This is a genomic window from Brevibacterium sp. FME17, assembly GCF_014897515.1.
Lineage (GTDB): Bacteria > Actinomycetota > Actinomycetes > Actinomycetales > Brevibacteriaceae > Brevibacterium.
The window spans coordinates 16,767-32,078 of the sequence record NZ_JABUYD010000007.1; the positions used below are offsets into that span (position 1 = coordinate 16,767).

14 protein-coding genes are annotated in these 15,312 nt (G+C 62.6%); 1 reads left to right on the top strand and 13 read right to left on the bottom strand.

Features of this window, described 5'->3' with window-relative positions; translation table 11 throughout:
• Positions 1 to 87: 87 nt before the first annotated feature.
• The gene (locus tag INT40_RS08305) at positions 88 to 1,371 is read left to right on the top strand and encodes a heparan-alpha-glucosaminide N-acetyltransferase domain-containing protein (protein ID WP_193071947.1); all 1,284 of its coding nucleotides are present in this window, start codon (positions 88 to 90) and stop codon (positions 1,369 to 1,371) included.
• On the opposite strand, the gene INT40_RS08310 is transcribed toward INT40_RS08305, so the two are convergent.
• The 13 genes from INT40_RS08310 to INT40_RS08370 all read right to left on the bottom strand — a co-directional run bounded on the left by INT40_RS08310 (position 1,334) and on the right by INT40_RS08370 (position 15,295).
• On the bottom strand, positions 1,334 to 1,792 hold the full coding sequence (locus INT40_RS08310; protein WP_193071948.1) for a hypothetical protein: 459 nt from the start codon (positions 1,790 to 1,792) through the stop codon (positions 1,334 to 1,336). The genes INT40_RS08305 and INT40_RS08310 overlap by 38 nt on opposite strands.
• Positions 1,792 to 2,541, bottom strand: coding sequence for a 4-hydroxy-tetrahydrodipicolinate reductase (dapB, locus tag INT40_RS08315; protein WP_193071949.1), 750 nt, complete (start codon positions 2,539 to 2,541; stop codon positions 1,792 to 1,794). The genes INT40_RS08310 and dapB overlap by 1 nt, the downstream gene beginning before the upstream one ends.
• Before the next feature lie 40 nt (positions 2,542 to 2,581).
• Positions 2,582 to 3,169: a GNAT family N-acetyltransferase gene (locus tag INT40_RS08320; RefSeq protein WP_193071950.1), complete on the bottom strand. Its 588-nt coding sequence runs from the start codon at positions 3,167 to 3,169 to the stop codon at positions 2,582 to 2,584.
• A gap of 212 nt (positions 3,170 to 3,381) precedes the next feature.
• Positions 3,382 to 4,008, bottom strand: a complete 627-nt coding sequence (locus INT40_RS08325) for a superoxide dismutase (RefSeq protein ID WP_092107348.1) — start codon at positions 4,006 to 4,008, stop codon at positions 3,382 to 3,384.
• Between the two features lie 218 nt (positions 4,009 to 4,226).
• Complete coding sequence (locus INT40_RS08330; RefSeq protein ID WP_193071951.1) at positions 4,227 to 5,393, bottom strand: acyl-CoA dehydrogenase family protein; 1,167 nt, start codon at positions 5,391 to 5,393, stop codon at positions 4,227 to 4,229.
• Positions 5,390 to 7,096, bottom strand: coding sequence for a thiamine pyrophosphate-binding protein (locus INT40_RS08335; RefSeq protein WP_193095910.1), 1,707 nt, complete (start codon positions 7,094 to 7,096; stop codon positions 5,390 to 5,392). The genes INT40_RS08330 and INT40_RS08335 overlap by 4 nt, the downstream gene beginning before the upstream one ends.
• Positions 7,093 to 9,240: an acetate--CoA ligase family protein gene (locus INT40_RS08340; RefSeq protein ID WP_226830979.1), complete on the bottom strand. Its 2,148-nt coding sequence runs from the start codon at positions 9,238 to 9,240 to the stop codon at positions 7,093 to 7,095. Before INT40_RS08340 ends, INT40_RS08335 begins: the two co-directional genes overlap by 4 nt.
• Before the next feature lie 4 nt (positions 9,241 to 9,244).
• Positions 9,245 to 10,519: a Glu/Leu/Phe/Val dehydrogenase dimerization domain-containing protein gene (locus INT40_RS08345; protein ID WP_193095911.1), complete on the bottom strand. Its 1,275-nt coding sequence runs from the start codon at positions 10,517 to 10,519 to the stop codon at positions 9,245 to 9,247.
• Between the two features lie 83 nt (positions 10,520 to 10,602).
• On the bottom strand, positions 10,603 to 11,205 hold the full coding sequence (locus tag INT40_RS08350) for a TetR/AcrR family transcriptional regulator (protein WP_226830981.1): 603 nt from the start codon (positions 11,203 to 11,205) through the stop codon (positions 10,603 to 10,605).
• Between the two features lie 225 nt (positions 11,206 to 11,430).
• Positions 11,431 to 12,078 (bottom strand): bifunctional 4-hydroxy-2-oxoglutarate aldolase/2-dehydro-3-deoxy-phosphogluconate aldolase, encoded by a 648-nt coding sequence (locus INT40_RS08355; protein WP_193071954.1) that lies wholly within the window; start codon positions 12,076 to 12,078, stop codon positions 11,431 to 11,433.
• 111 nt (positions 12,079 to 12,189) lie between these two features.
• The gene (locus tag INT40_RS08360; protein WP_193095912.1) at positions 12,190 to 13,803 is read right to left on the bottom strand and encodes a dipeptide ABC transporter ATP-binding protein; all 1,614 of its coding nucleotides are present in this window, start codon (positions 13,801 to 13,803) and stop codon (positions 12,190 to 12,192) included.
• A 108-nt stretch (positions 13,804 to 13,911) separates the two neighbouring features.
• The gene (locus tag INT40_RS08365; RefSeq protein WP_193071956.1) at positions 13,912 to 14,841 is read right to left on the bottom strand and encodes a sugar kinase; all 930 of its coding nucleotides are present in this window, start codon (positions 14,839 to 14,841) and stop codon (positions 13,912 to 13,914) included.
• Between the two features lie 73 nt (positions 14,842 to 14,914).
• Complete coding sequence (locus tag INT40_RS08370; RefSeq protein WP_193071957.1) at positions 14,915 to 15,295, bottom strand: RidA family protein; 381 nt, start codon at positions 15,293 to 15,295, stop codon at positions 14,915 to 14,917.
• Positions 15,296 to 15,312 lie beyond the last annotated feature (17 nt).

Consider the following 15,312-nt stretch of genomic DNA (forward strand, 5'->3'; position numbering starts at 1 on the left):
CGGGGGAAGTCCCGGCGCTCGGCGTGGAAGACCCCGGCGCTAGGTGCAGAACAGCGGGAACGTTCCGGGGCATGTGAGAATCGAGGCATGAGCTCTCACCGCTCCCCCATCTCGGCGACTGCGCCGGGTCAATCGGTTCTGGAACATCTGAGTCCCCCCGGCCGCCTCATCGGGCTCGATGCCGCACGCGGAATCGCCCTGTTCGCGATGATGGTCACCCATATCTTCGCCCTATCCGACCCTGAGGGCTTCCCTACCTGGGCCGCTGTGTTCGCAGGCCGAGCCTCGGCACTGTTCGCGGTCCTGGCCGGCTGTTCGCTGGTTCTCGCCACACGGTCGCGGATGGCAGGCTCCGGGCGCCTGCGCGATGCTGCACCCAGTGTGCTCATCCGCGCGGGAGCAATCATTCTCATCGGACTGTGCCTGGGATCGGTGTCGACGCTGCTGGCTGTCATCCTCGTCAACTACGGGGTCATGTTCGCCATTGCGATGCTATTCCTGCGCCTGCGCACCCGCACCCTCTTCGTCACCGCCCTGGCGTGGATGATCCTCAGTCCTGTGCTCTCGATGCTCATCCGCAGTCAGTTCGGGCTGGAGCCGAAGTACTCGTCAATGTCATGGTTCGATTTTGCGACTCCGCTGACGATGCTCCACGATCTGGTGCTCACCGGCTACTATCCGGTTCTGCAGTGGCTGTCCTACATTGTGCTGGGGATGGCGGTGGCGAAGGTCGACATCGGCAAGCACCTCATGTCCCTCTTCGCCGCCGGACTCGGACTCTTCCTCATCGGCAAGGGCGTCTCGTGGCTGCTCCTCAACGTCGCCGGCGGAGGTCCTGTCCTGGTCCGGGTCTCCGAGCTGTATGGAACCGACCTCAACGCGGCGCTGTTCACCGGCAGCTATGGGGTGACGCCGACGACCTCTTGGTGGTGGCTGGCGATCGCCGGCCCGCACTCGGGGACACCCTTCGACCTGCTCTCCACGGCTGGGACGGCGCTGTTGACCATCGTCGCCTGTCAGTCGCTGGCTGTTCTTCTGGGACGAAAGACCTGGGTGCTTGCACCGTTGACGGCTCCCGGTTCGATGCCCTTGAGCGTGTACTTCGCCCACGTCATCCTGCTCCAGATCACTCGCCCCTGGGTCGAAGCCACTCCGCTCCTCGGCGGCGAGATGATGACACCGCAGGCCGTGGAGTTCAGTGTCCATGCTCTCGTGTTCATCGGGTCTGCGCTGCTGTGGAAGCTGGCGATCGGTGCCCACGGTCCGCTGGAAGCGGGAGTCGCCGCGGTGATTCGGTCCGCGTCACCGATTCCGAGTCCGGATTCAGACTCGGCTAGGAATTCTGCTTCGCGCCGACCCGATACATATTGACGGCCTTGCGCATCGTTGATCTGGCACGCTTGCGGTCCCCGCACGCGTCGTAGGCGCAGGAGAGACGGAACCATGAACGCCAGTCTTCAGGCGCTGTCTCAGCTTCGGCCTGGTACTTTCCGAATTCCTCGTCGGCGGCTTGGCGAATGATCTTTCCGCCCGGTGTCCGCGGCAGGTCATCAATGGGAAGTCCATCCTCGGATTTGAGGATGCGTGCCAGTTTCTCAGTCCGTGCGCCGAACATGAGCTCGACGACCAGCGTCCATGCTCCGATAAGGGGCAGGACAAAGAGGGCGATACCCATCAGCCGTGGAACCAGGTCGGGTTCTCTGACCAGTATCCATGCTCGATGCCCCATGAGGACGAAGTAGAAGACGAGCACCACTGAGACGATGATCGCCCCGATTTTGCCTTTGGACATCAGAGGTCGAGCATGTTCTCGAGGCCGTGCACCAGACCGGTGTACTCGGCGATCGAACGCACCGCGGTGACGATTCCGGGCATGAACGCCGAGGTGGAATGTGAATCCGTGCGAATGGTCAGCGCCTCGCCGTCGGAACCGAAGTGGATCTCTTCGGAGGCATTCATGCCCTGCTGACGGATGGCGTGGACGTGGATGCCGTCGATGACGGCTCCACGGGCCCCGTTGGGGTCGCTCTCGGTGGAGTCGGGGACCTGCGGCAGGCCCGCCGCATTGCGGGCCGCGGCGATGCGCTGGGCCGTGTGGTTAGCGGTGCCTGAGGGAGCGTCGAGTTTACGTGTGTGGTGGATTTCGACGACCTCGGCGGAGTCGAAGTACGGTGCGGCCAGTTCTGCGAATCGCATCGCCAGGACTGCGCCGATCGAGAAGTTCGGGGCGATGAGGACGGCGGTCTTCGGATGGCTCTGCAGGGAGTCCTTGAGCCGAGCCAGACGATCGTTGTCCCAGCCGGTGGTGCCCACAACGGTGTCGATGTTGTGCTCGACCAGGAAGCGCACATTGTCTTCGGTCGATTTCGGGACCGTAAGTTCGACCGCAACGTCGATGTTCTTCTCCAGCAGGGTCTCCAAGGAGTCGCTGCTGCCCAGAGCCGCGATGAGTTCGAGACCCTCGGCCTCGGTGATGGCATCGACAGCCTGGGCGCCCATGCGGCCCTGTGCTCCGATGACGGCTACTCGAATCGCATTCATAAGTTCGTAACTCCTTGCTCGACGATCTCCGCAGGCCAGTCTAACGACTTCCGGCCCGGCCACCCTCATCAGGTGATGTGGTCTCTGACGCACGGATCGGCAGTCTGCGCCGTTGCGGCCGTGGGTCTCCGGCCAGTCGAGCACATTCTTCTGTGTCGAACCGGACTCCGTCGTAGAGCAGTCGTTCGCGCTGCCTACCTTCGACGATGAATCCGGCACTCGCGGCGACTGCTGCCGATGCTGGATTGTTCAACCGGTAGCCCAGTTCAAGACGGTAGACGTTGTGCTCATCGTGCAGGTAATCGACGAAGCTGCGCAGAGCGGCCGCTGCAAGTCCCTGACCGCGGGCGCTCGGGTCAAGCCAGTAGGAGATCCAGGCGGTCGAATTTCGTTGGTCGATGGATGTCGCCATGACATTGCCGACCGGGCTTTCGTCGCCGTCCACGATTGCGAGGGCCACTGCTGAACCATCGTCTTCTGCGCCACCGGCCCAGTCCAGCCATGTCTGCGCGCCCGCCAGTGAGAGATCGTCAGGGATGTTGTTGAGAAGATCCGAGTCAGCACGGGCATAGATGTCGACGAGGGTATCCGCGTCAGCGCGGTGCCAGCGTCTGAGAGAGGCGGTCATGGGCCAAGCGTAGTGGGCCGGGGACAGTCGAGGCAGGGCAACTTTTGACCTCTCCGGACGCTGAGCAACCTTTGGGGACCACTCCATGGCAGGGTTTCCCGGCGCCGGGAAGGTTGCTCAGGTGTCCGCCTGAGCGACAAAGGATCCGGGACATGAAAACGGCGGCCCCGCCGCTATGGGTCGGGGCCGCCGTTTAGGGGTCTGTCAGGCTATCAGCCGAGCAGGAGTCCCTTGGTCTGAGCGACGGCGCGGTCGAAGCGTGCGCCGGCGTCTGCCCAGTTCACGATGTTCCACCAGGCCTTGACGTAGTCAGGCTTGACGTTCTGGTAGTCAAGGTAGAAGGCGTGCTCCCACATATCGAGCTGAAGAACCGGGGTTCCACCGAGCTGGATGTCCGACTGCTGGTCCTTGAGCTGTTCGATGAAGAGATTTCCACCGAGCTGATCGTAGACGAGCACGGCCCAGCCGGAGCCCTGGATCGTGGTGGCTGCCGTGGTGAAGTGCTCACGGAACTTGTCGAAGGAGCCGAACTGGTCGTCGATGGCTGCTGCGAGTTCGCCGACGGGCTTGTCGCCACCGTCTGGAGACATGTTGTTCCAGAAGATCGAGTGGTTGACGTGTCCGCCGAGGTTGAACGCGAGGTCGCGGGTCAGCTTCGGAACGTTGGCGAGGTTTCCGCTTTCGCGGGCTTCGGCCAGCTGTTCAACAGCAGTGTTGGCACCCTTGACGTAGGTTGCGTGGTGCTTGTCGTGGTGCAGCTCCATGATGCGAGCCGAGATGTGCGGCTCAAGTGCGGAGTAGTCGTAGGGCAGTTCCGGAAGGACGTACTGCTCAGCCATGAAATTCCTCCTGAAGAGAATTGATGTCCGCCAGGTCGGCGGCTTCATTTCGACCCTATAGCAGGGTCTCATCTCGAACAACACGGTATTGCAGAGGTCTATTCCAGATGACGCCCTGTGACCTCGGAAAATAACTGATCGGCCGTGATCACACCGGATCGAGCACGCCGAGAGACCAGCATGTTTCCACCGGTTCGAGCACGCGAGCTCGAGCCGGATCAGGGCAGATTTCGTGAGATGAGCAGCCGCATGATGTCTGAGGTGCCCTCCTCGATCTCCTCGAGCTTCGCATCTCGCATCCACTGCTCGACCGGGTGCTCTCGCGAATAGCCCCAACCGCCCAGGGTCTGGATGCCGGCCCAGGTGCAGAACATCGCCGTCTCCGAGGCATTGAGCTTCGCCATGGCCGCCGCTGCGGTGACCTTCTCTCGCGGTACCGCATCACCGGCATCGATCATCCGGGCCGCATTCAGGACCTGCAGCCAGGCGGCATCGATGCGCGCCGACATGTCCGCAAGGCGGAAGGCAACGGACTGGTGTTCGATGATCGTTTTGCCGAACTGTGTGCGTTCACGCGCATAGTCGCGGGCGTATTCGTAGGCGGCTCTGGCGGTGCCCAGCGCTGCGGCGCCGAGGACCACACGGGAGATGTCGAAGGTGCGCATCAGCCCGTAGAAACCCTGCCCCTCCTCGCCGAGGCGGTTGTGGGTCGGCACGAACGCGTCGGAGAAGAAGATCTCCCTGCACACGATCGCACGCTGACCCATCTTCTTCATCGGCGCACCGAAGTCCATGCCCTCGGTGTCTTTCGGCAGGAGGAATGCGGTGACTCCTCGTGAGCGTTGCGCAGGGTCGGTCTTGGCGAAGACGACATAGCCCTCGGCCAGTCCGGCGTTGGAGATCCAGACCTTCTGTCCGTTGAGGAGGTATCCGCCGTCGACAGGCTCGGCTCTGGTGGTGATCGAGGCGGAGTCGGATCCCGAACCCGGTTCGGTCGTCGCCAGAGCGGTGAAGATCGGATCGGGTCCGGTCAGGGGACGCAGCCAGGTCTCCTTCTGCTCTTCGGTGCCCAGCGCGAGGATCGGATCGGCGAAGAAGCCGTTGGAGCACAGCAGGTTGCCGATGCCGGGATCTCCGAAGCACAGCTGTTCCTGGACGAGGCATTGGGTGAAGACGTCGGTGAAGCCACCACCTCCGTACTCCTCGGGAATCATGAAGTCGGTGATGCCCACGCGCGAGGCTTCGCGAAAGAGCTCGACCGGGGACTCGGTGTCCGCCTCGTCGACTGTGTGCCCTATGGGTCGGATCTTGTCCTTGGCGAAGGTGGCGCACAGTTCGATGATGTCATTCTGTTCATCGCTGAGTGGCCAGGGTGTGTAGCTCATGTCAGGTCCTTCTTCTCGTGCGAATTGTGTGTCGACTCGTGTGAACAGTCTGCCGGCCGAGAGTCACCCAGCATGTCCGTGGCGGCACGGGAGTCCTCGATGATGTGGATGAGTGTTGGTCCCGCGAAGTCCTCGGCCTGCTTCAGCGCCGAGGTCAGCTGTTCCTGGGTCTCGACGTGGACACCGCGAGCGCCCATCGACTGAGCCAGGCTCGGGAAGTCGGGGCCCAGCAGTGCCACACCCGCAGGAGTGTCGCCGCGATCGGCCATTTCGTTGCGGATCTCCCCGTACCCGCCGTTGTCGACGACGATGAGTGACAGTGATGCTCGTGCCTGCGCTGCCGCGGCGAGTTCGGTGATCGTGAACATCGCGCCCCCATCACCCTCGATCGCCACGACCCTTGCGGTGGGCACGGCGAGTTTCGCACCGATTCCCGCGGGCAGCCCGTATCCCAGGGTTCCGGCGCCTGCCGGGTAGAGAAAACGGTCACCTCGGCGTGCCATCCATCCGGTCTGCACTCCGTAGTAGCAGCACATCGTAGAATCCGCGGCGATGATGACCGGTGATGTCGCCAAGGCGGTGTAGTCGTTGAGCCCTGCGCACAGCTGTGCCCACGGCGCACCTTCATCCTTGGCTGCGGCCGTGATCGTGTCCTGCCAGCCACGCAGCCACTCGACACTGTTCCCGGAGCCACTGGTCGACCTGGTCTGGTGCAGCTGGTGTGTCAGCGCGATCGTCGCGTCTTTGGCATCGGCCACGATCGGGTGGGTGACGCGGGCGTTGCGCAGCATCTGCTCCTCGTCGATGTCGATGCGCACGATGGCGTGCGGAAGCGGCATCGGTTCGGGCCAGAAATCGCTGGGAGCCAGTTCCGTGCCGATGGCCACCACCGCATCGGCAGCGCTGAGCACCTCCGGCAAGGCTTCGAGGACCCCGATGGCGCCGAGGTTGTTCTCGAACTCATCATCGATCGTTCCCTTCGCGTTCGAGGACAGGATGACACCGGCACCGAGCACCCGGGAAAGCTCTTCGATCTCGGCTCCGGCGCTGCGGGCCCCAGCCCCGACGATGAGGAGGGGACGCTGGGCGCCAGCCAGCGCCTCGGCGGCGGACCTGATCGCGGAGGGCTCAGAGCTCGGATGCGGGCGGGTGATCGCCGGGTGGGCCCACCCGGGCCCAGCGGCCTCGATGAGATCGAGTGGGATCTCGATGTAGGCGGGGCGAGCGCGCCCGGTGCGCATGCGCGACAGGGCCTGTCCGACCGCCAACGACACCTCACCGGGGCTCGTCACCCGATGACTGTCACCGAGGACGGCGTCGATCGCCTGGCTCTGATTGCGCACCTCGTGGAGGAGTCCGTTGCCCCGTCCCGGGTGGGTCAATGGCATTCCGGGGCTGATGAGCAGGACCGGAACCGAGTCGGTGAAGGACTGCAGCAGCGCGGTCAGCGCGTTGAACACCGCCGGTCCCGTCGTCGTCACGACGACCTGCACCTCTCCGGTCACGCGTGCAGCACCGTCGGCCATATATCCGGCACCCTGCTCGTGCCGCGGCGAGACGATGTCGATTCCCTCAGCTGCCAGCTGCGCGAAGATCTCAAGGTTGTGCGTCCCGGGGATCCCGAAGACGCGCGTGATGCCCTCGGCCCTCAACGCACGAGCCAGGTGTGCGCCACCCGTGATCTCTGCCTGTACCTCTGTCATCGTGACTCCTTCTCGCCATTGCCATCGTTGTCGCTTTTGCCGTTGTCGCTGCCATCGCCATTGGTGTTGCTGCCGCTGTCGCTACTGCTGTTGTCGTCGGTGCCGTCATCGCTCTCGTCGTCTCGGTTGGTCACGACGAGAGCGTCCACGGCGAGCGCCCCGTCCGGGGTGACGCGCACCGGGTTGATCTCGACCTCCTGGATCTCGTTGCTGCCAGCGATCAGACGGGACACCGAGACGATGATCTCGGCCAGTTCGTCAAGGTCGGCGGCACGCCGTCCACGCCACCCGGTCAGCAGCCGGTAGCACGTGAGCCGGGAGACCATATCGAGTGCTTCCGCATGCGTCACCGGTGCCAGCTCGAGCCAGGTGTCGCCGTAGAGTTCCGTCTCGGTTCCTCCGGCTCCCACCATCACGATGGGCCCGAAGTTCTCGTCCTGTCGCCCACCGACGAGGATCTCGACGGCTTCACCGCGGGTGTCCATCTCCTCGACGATGTACTCGCCCTCGCCGAGGCGGGCCACCATCTCCGTGTAGGCGTCTTCGAGGGCCGTGGCATCGCGAAGCCCCAGGGCGATCGCGCCGAGTTCCGTTTTGTGGGCGGGCCACCCGGCCTTGAGTACAAACGGCGGGGTCAGGTCCGAGCCGGCCATCACCTCGGCGAGTTCTGTTCCGCGTTTCACGGTCTGCGCCCGGGGCACCGGCACCCCGGCCGCGGAGATCGTGTCCCGCGCCGCCGCGTATCCGGTCCCCCACGGCGTGACCGGACCCGAGCGTTCCAGTGCCTCGGTGATGCGCCCGGCGTGTGAGGCGTAGAAGCCTGCTCCGGCGACGACGCGCATGACCGATTCGATCGAGGTGTAGACAGGTATCGAGTTCTCCCACAGTGCGGCCACGGCGGGTGAATCGGCGCTCATCGAGTGGACGATGAGTGGTTTGCGGTGCTTGCGCACGGTCTCCCCCAGCGCTCCCACCTCGGCCAGTTCCGCATCGAGGAGTGCGGGAATGTCCTCGCCGTAGCAGCCGAAGTACCCGCTGAGGATGACTGAGTCGATCGTTTCATCGGCCAGGAGCTCATCGACGAGACACGCATGCACGGACAGGTCCGCCTCCCCTGCCCCGTCGAGATCGATCGGGTTGTCGATATGCCCGGCCAGCGGCAGGTGGCCTTCAACCCGGGCGCGGGTGGCGGTGTTGAGGACGTTGACGCGCAGACCATGGGATTCGGCTCGGTCCGCCGCGATCGCGCCCTGCCCGCCAGAGTCGGAGATGATGGCGATCTTCTTGCCCGCGGGCAGCCACGACGTGGCGAGGAAACCGGCGAATTCGACCGCCTCCCCCGGAGTCGAGAGCCGGATCGCGCCGGCCGCGCGGCAGGCGGCATCGACCGTATCCATCGCCGAGGTGAGCGATCCGGTGTGCGATTTCGCGAGCCGGGCACCGGCGTCGGATTGGCCCGTGGTCAGGATCATTGTGGGCTTTCCGGCCGCGCGCAGCGCCTGCATGGCCGCGACCAGGGCACTGCCGCCGGTGAAGGACTCGAGGTAGAGGACGACCTGTGTGGTGGCCTCGTCATCGACCAGGGAGGTCAGGATCTCCGCGGCCCTCACATCGGACTGTCCCCCGATGGAGGCAAAGCGTGAGATTCCGAGTCCGCTGCGTGCCGAGAGGGTTGCGATCTCCGTACCCAATTGGCCGCTCTGCGTCACCACGGCCAGAGACCCCGGCGTGAAGTTGCCCCACGCTAGGAGCAGATCGTTGCTCGCATCGACAACGCCTAAGGAGGAGGGACCGATGAGGCGGGCACCTGCGGAGATGATGCGTTGGGCCATCTCTGCAGCATCCGGCACCCTGGCGGAGATGATGAGGAAGGCGCGCACTCCGGCCGCCAGCGCCTCATCGACGACGGCAGGCACCCCTCGGCCCGGGATCGAGATGACCAGGAGCTCCGGGGTCTCCGGCAGCTCAGCGAGGCTGCCGAAGGTGGGTTCACCCTGGATCGAGGCGACGCGGGAGTTGATGAGATAGACCTGGCGGCGATGGGTTCCCTTCAGCGCTCCCGCCGATAGCCAGAACCCCCATTTCGCTGCGTCGTTCGAGGCTCCGAGGACGGCAACGCTGCCGGGGTCGAAGAACCGCTCCATGGTTCTAACGCTCTGCCATCGAGCCGGGAAGCTGGTCACCGGTCGCGGTGCCGACGGCGGTGGCTGGATCGACGCCGGTCTCTGGGCCGACGGCGGTGGCTGGATCGACGCCGGTCGCTGGATCCGTGGTCGCTCGGAGGGCTTCGAGATTCGCATCAACCAGGGACTGTGCCGCCTGTCGGGGTGTGACGCCCTGCCGGTCGGCGTCGCTGAGCACCAGGATCGTGAGTTCGCGCAGAGTCTGGGTGACCAGCGACCTGCTGTCGTCCCAGCTGCCGTCGACATCGCCGAACGTCACCCACCACCACCATGCATTCGTCGCGGAGTTCGCGAGGAAGTCGGGAACGACCGTGACCCCGCGGGCCCGAAGGCGATCTTCCGCATCGGGCAGGACGGGCATGTTCGCGGCCTCGACGATGAGCCCGGCGGTGATGGCCTCACAATTCTCACTCGTGATTGCGTAGCTGACGGCAGCCGGGACAAGCACATCGGCGTCAGCGGCCAGCCAGTCTCCGCGATCGCCGTCCAGATCCTCGGGACGCAGTGTGGCTCGATCGATGCCGCCGAAGGGATCACGCGTGGCCAGTAGGGCCTCGACGTCGAGACCGGCCGGGTTGGACACGAACCCGTCGGCGTCGGCGATGCCGACGATGCGCACCCCCGCCTCGGCGAGGAACCGGGCGCTCGCCCCGCCCATGGATCCGAATCCTTGGATCACTGCGGTCGCGGTTGCCGGGTCCCGTCCGTCGGCTTCGAGCGCTGCGATCGCCGAGGTGGCCACTCCCAGTCCGCCGACGAGCTCATCCTGCGCCAGACCGTCGACGAGCGTGGAGAACGCCGCCTCCGCCCGCGCTTTCGCCGCTTCCGGGTCCGTCAGCAGCTTCTCCACGGCTGAGAGTCCGCTCCCGAGCTCACGCCTGGCAAGAATGTCGTCGATATCGTTCTGGCGCACGCCCAGGTCCTCACCGAGGGCCCAATAGGCGCGCATGATCGGGTTCACGGCGACGAGGAACCGTTCGAGGATGTCAGTGGCACCGGGGGCACGTGGGTCGAAGTCGATACCGCCCTTCGCACCGCCGACGGGAACGTAGTGCCGGCCCACTCGCAGATGGATCGCTTCCTTGCGCGTCATCCCCTGGGCCAGGCCCCGAACCTCGTCAAGAGTGCACCCCTGACGCATTCGCAGCCCGCCCGAGGCCGTCCCCCTCACCAGCGTGTCGATGACGACGAATCCGTACGCTCCGGTGACCGGGTCCTGCCAGGTGATGTCCATGAACATGTCGCTCCCACGTGTTTTACTGAATCGCCGTTCAGTTCAGACTCCTAGTCTGGCCGTCCGAGGACTGGCGAGTCAAGGGCGTCTCAGGACCAATCCGGGGTTGCGTCCAGTTCGCCTGCGACGAACGCCTCGACCCAGGCGGACAGGGTCGCCGGGGACACGGAATCGGGGTTGAAGATGAGTTGGACCGCGAGCCCGTCGAGGTAGGCGAGGATCCTCGTCGCAGCCTCCTCCCCCACGACGTCGTTGCGAATCTCTTCCGCGTCGATGCCCTCGACGATGAGTCCTGCCAGGATCATCTTCCATGCCTGGTCGAGGGTGGCAAACGTCGACCTCACATCGGGGTCGAAGAGCCCTGCTGACCAGCCGTCGATCCAGATCTTCCAGCTCCTCGTCGATCCGGTCGGCATGTACCAGCCGATGACCTCACGCAATCGCTCAAGGGCGGGCTTGCGTCCCGCAGCCAGGCGACGCGCGCGGTAGAGGTCGTTCTCCCCGGCCTGGGCGAAGGCGGCTGCAACAAGCGCTTCCTTCGTGACGAAATGGTAGATGACCAGACTCGGGCTCAGGCCCAGCCGATCGGCGACATCGGCGACACGGAGGGCCCGCAGGCCCGTGGTCTCGATCTCCTCGATCGTCGCAGCCAGGATCTCCTCCCGGCGCACCGATGCGCTCTTCCTGGGCATGCTCGCCTCCCCATGTCGTGGAAAGATCATCGCCGAGCCACTGCAGACGGCATCATCGGCGCTTCCTGTGCGCATGGGCCGATTTGCGACATGCTCAGGACGACTGATTTCGTACAGATGTCCACAATAGCTCAACGGCCGTTTAGCATCCAGCATTCATCTCACGAAGAATATGACCTCCGCACGAATCCGTATTTCGCCGCTACCGATCACATGGGCGCACACTCACTCCAGGCTGAGAGTCTGCCTGAATGCGCGAGAGTAACGGCTCGCCCGTGCCTCGATGTCTGACCAGTCTCGCTCTCTGACCGACTCACTGCTGACCAGATCGCCGCCTGCACCCACAGCAATCGCCCCCTGCCCGATCCAGTCCGAGAGATTTTCAGCCGTCACGCCGCCCGTGGGCACAAAGTCGGTGTCGGGAAACGGGCCACGCAGAGCACTGAGGTAGGAGGGGCCGCCCAAAGACGCGGGGAACAGCTTCACCGCGTCTACACCGAGCGCATTGGCACTCATCACCTCGGTCGGGGACAGGGCCCCAGCCATGGTGACTCTTCCTGCGGCCACCATGCTCTTGACGACATCTTCGCGGCATCCGGGAGTAACTAGGAAGTCGGCGCCGGTTGCCGTAGCCGCTTCAGCTTGACTAGGCGTAGTGATAGTGCCGAGCCCCACTTGGACGTTCTGACCGTAGCGGGCAATTAGCTTCTCAACCACATAGATCGCATCGGGTACGGTGAAGGTCACTTCGATTCCAGTGACCCCGCCGCGGATGACTGCGTCTGCAGCATCGATGGCCGCTTGAGCCGTCGGAGCCCTCACCACCGCGATGACTCCTGCTTCACAGATTGAGTCTAAACGCTCGTTGCCCATCTGTCCTCCTTTGAATTGCAATCAGCGGCTGCCGTGCTTCCGGCGTCCGACTCAGTGGATATTTCGCAACCCGTTCAGCCTCAGCCATCACCCGGGGCCTGGTCACACCTATCACGAGCCTGAGCTCGGGATTGCCGCGAGCAATTCTCTAGTGTAAGGGTCCTGCGGATTGTCAAAGATCTCTGCCGGTGTCCCACTCTCCACCATTCGACCGCCCTTCATGACGTGGACGATGTCAGAGACCATCTGAACAACAGCCAGATCGTGACTGATGAAGAGGTAGCTTAAACTGAGCTCGACTTGCAGTCGTGCAAGAAGCTCAAGAATCTGCGCCTGGACAAGAACATCCAAAGCAGACACCGCTTCGTCCAGGACAACCAATTCAGGATTCAAGGCCAGGGCACGAGCGATCGCGACTCGCTGCCGCTGACCACCGGAAAGCTCATGTGGATACCGGAACCCGAGGCTTGATGGCAAAGCGACCTGCTCAAGGAGTTCTGCCACTCGCTTTGTCCGTGCATTGCGGTCGTCTACCTTATGAACTTCCAATGGTTCTGCTATTGAGGCGGCAACCGTGTAGCGGGGATCCAGAGAAGCAAAAGGGTTCTGAAACACCGGCTGCATTCGACTACGCAGTGCGAACATCTGCTTCCGATTCATCTTCGCTAAGAAGTTGCCATCAAGTTCAATGGAGCCTTCGTCGACCTCTTCCAACCCCAGCACCATATTGGCAGTCGTCGACTTGCCAGACCCCGATTCGCCAACAATCGATACAGTCTGTCCACGAGGGATCTCGAAGGTGATATCACGTGCGGCCCAGAAATCTGACCGCCCGCCGGCGGTGCCGATCTTGTAGCATCGTCCCACGCCTGCAACCTTCACCAGAGGCGATCGACCGCTACTAGTGGAGGAACGATCAATCAGAGAAGTGGTGGACAAACTGGGCGCGGCGTGTACAAGTCGACGCGTGTATTCTTCTCGAGGCTCGGCCAGGATCTCTTTCGCCGGCCCTTCTTCGATCAGATTCCCGTGATACATCACAAGGACACGATCAGCACGTTCCGTTGCCAAAGCCAGGTCGTGCGTGATCAGCAAGACCGCAGTCTCAGCGCTCGATGTCAAGTCCCCAAGAGTGTCAAGAATCTTTCGTTGAACAGTGACGTCCAGGGCGCTCGTAGGCTCGTCCGCGATTAACAATTGAGGCCGACACGCAAGCCCCATGGCGACGAGCACTCGCTGTTTCATACCTCCGGAGAACTGATGGGGGTACTGTTCGTAACGCACTGTCGGATCAGGGATACCAACCGTGGTCAACAGCTCGATGACACGCTCGCGACTATCAGGGCCCTTCGCGATCCCGTGAATCTCCAAAGCCTCTCGAATCTGTGCCCCCACCGTGCGCACCGGATTGAGGTTCGACATCGGATCCTGCGGGACAAGACCGATCTCCATTCCCCGAATCGATGACATCTCCGCTTCGCTAACAGACAATAGGTCGCGTCCCTTATAGTCGATACTTCCCGCGGAAATGGTTCCATTGTCTGCGAGCAATCGATTGATACATGAGGCGATGGTGGACTTTCCCGATCCCGACTCACCGACGATCGCGAGGGTCTCCCCCGCTTCGACATCGAAGCTCACACCGTGAATGGCTTCGAAGGCTCCGTTGGGGGTCTCGAAGCTTACTCGAAGGTCTTTGACGGACAAGAGAGTTTCTAATTTCATGTGAGTCTCCTACCTAGACGCAGATCCGGCTATGGCAGGGCATCTGTCGAGATGCCCTTTCACAACGGACTAGGTGCCATGGAACTTTCAATACATCCATAAAAAATCTCATCTCTGCACCGAGTCCGAACTGACGACAAGATCTTTGCGATACGGCAGACCTTCCCAATCCCCAGGCACTTGACAGACCCGGGCACCCACAGCATTCGCGAGATCCAAGCGTTCCTGCGGTGGCATTTGTCGCAGGAACTCGGCAAGATAACCGGCAACGAAAGCATCGCCGGCACCGACAGTATCTACCACGGAGACGGAGAGACCATCGACTGCGTATTCATGATCATCAATAACTGCCATAGCACCCTTCGATCCCTTGGTGATAATAGACTGTGAGGGACCGAATTCACCCAGCTTATGGGCAAGGGCCTCTGTCTCGAGTTCGCACCCGACCGCAATCGCAGCCTCGTGCTCTCCCGCGAAGACAATGTCGACCTCTGGCAACAGCCGTCTATACACCGCGCGAGCGCTCTCTTCGCTCCACAGTGCCGCTCGATAATTCAGATCGAGTGAGACCAGAACACCGGCCTCCCTTGCCATGCCGATCACATCTGATACCAGTTCGGGCATCTCGTCCGACAAAGCCAGTGTCACCCCAGTCAGATGGATGATCTGTGCTTCTCGAATCACCTCAAGAGCAAGATCATCCAAGGTCAAGCTGGCGCCTGCACTATGGTCGCGAAAATATTGCACTCTGGTCACCGATGAGGCTGGCTGCTCCTTGACCATTACGCCGGTCGGAGCGCCTACGGCTCTCCTGGCAAGGACAGTCACTCCTTCGGCCCTCATCTCACGCAGCGCCATGTCCCCAATCGAGTCATTTCCGAGCACGCCCATCCACGTTGCTTGGAGACCGAGTCTCGACAGTCCGATGGCCACGTTACTTTCAGAACCGCCGAAGCTCAACGAAAGTGTGCACCCGGGTCTCAACCGCCCGATGGATTCAGCTTCGAACAGACCCATGGCTTCGCCGAATGTGACCACGCCTGCGCCTTGAGGAGAAAAATAATCTCGCACATCAATGCCTTTCGCATGCTTTCCCGATAGTGATCTTCCGTCAGTCCTCGACAACGGCAACAACATCGATCTCCACAAGAATGTTTGCCAGATCCGACCCCACTGTGGTGCGAACCGGGTGCGGGGGGCTCACATACTTTTCATACACCTTATTGAAAGGGGCATAATCACGATGCAACTCCTGCAGGTGTACAGTGGCTTTCACGACCCTGTCCCAACCGGAACCAGCCTGTTCCAGAACTACTTGCAGATTGCGCATCAGCTGATCAGTCTGAGCCTCGATCCCTTCTGGAACTTGTCCCGTCGCCGGGGCCTGGGGTCCGAAACCGGCAGTGAAGACCATCCCATTGGCAACGACTGCTTGGGAATAGGGCCCTGCCGGCGCCGGGGCCAGGGGGGTACTGATTGCTTGTATGGACATGGAAACTCCTTCACTCG

Excerpts from the sequence above, each read along its gene's own strand:
- INT40_RS08305 (WP_193071947.1), top strand. The coding sequence starts at position 88 with ATGAGCTCTCACCGCTCCCCCATCTCGGCGACTGCGCCGGGTCAATCG.
- INT40_RS08310 (WP_193071948.1), bottom strand. The coding sequence starts at position 1,792 with ATGTCCAAAGGCAAAATCGGGGCGATCATCGTCTCAGTGGTGCTCGTC.
- dapB (WP_193071949.1), bottom strand. The coding sequence starts at position 2,541 with ATGAATGCGATTCGAGTAGCCGTCATCGGAGCACAGGGCCGCATGGGC.
- INT40_RS08320 (WP_193071950.1), bottom strand. The coding sequence starts at position 3,169 with ATGACCGCCTCTCTCAGACGCTGGCACCGCGCTGACGCGGATACCCTC.
- INT40_RS08325 (WP_092107348.1), bottom strand. The coding sequence starts at position 4,008 with ATGGCTGAGCAGTACGTCCTTCCGGAACTGCCCTACGACTACTCCGCA.
- INT40_RS08330 (WP_193071951.1), bottom strand. The coding sequence starts at position 5,393 with ATGAGCTACACACCCTGGCCACTCAGCGATGAACAGAATGACATCATC.
- INT40_RS08335 (WP_193095910.1), bottom strand. The coding sequence starts at position 7,096 with ATGACAGAGGTACAGGCAGAGATCACGGGTGGCGCACACCTGGCTCGT.
- INT40_RS08340 (WP_226830979.1), bottom strand. The coding sequence starts at position 9,240 with ATGGAGCGGTTCTTCGACCCCGGCAGCGTTGCCGTCCTCGGAGCCTCG.
- INT40_RS08345 (WP_193095911.1), bottom strand. The coding sequence starts at position 10,519 with ATGTTCATGGACATCACCTGGCAGGACCCGGTCACCGGAGCGTACGGA.
- INT40_RS08350 (WP_226830981.1), bottom strand. The coding sequence starts at position 11,205 with ATGCCCAGGAAGAGCGCATCGGTGCGCCGGGAGGAGATCCTGGCTGCG.
- INT40_RS08355 (WP_193071954.1), bottom strand. The coding sequence starts at position 12,078 with ATGGGCAACGAGCGTTTAGACTCAATCTGTGAAGCAGGAGTCATCGCG.
- INT40_RS08360 (WP_193095912.1), bottom strand. The coding sequence starts at position 13,803 with ATGAAATTAGAAACTCTCTTGTCCGTCAAAGACCTTCGAGTAAGCTTC.
- INT40_RS08370 (WP_193071957.1), bottom strand. The coding sequence starts at position 15,295 with ATGTCCATACAAGCAATCAGTACCCCCCTGGCCCCGGCGCCGGCAGGG.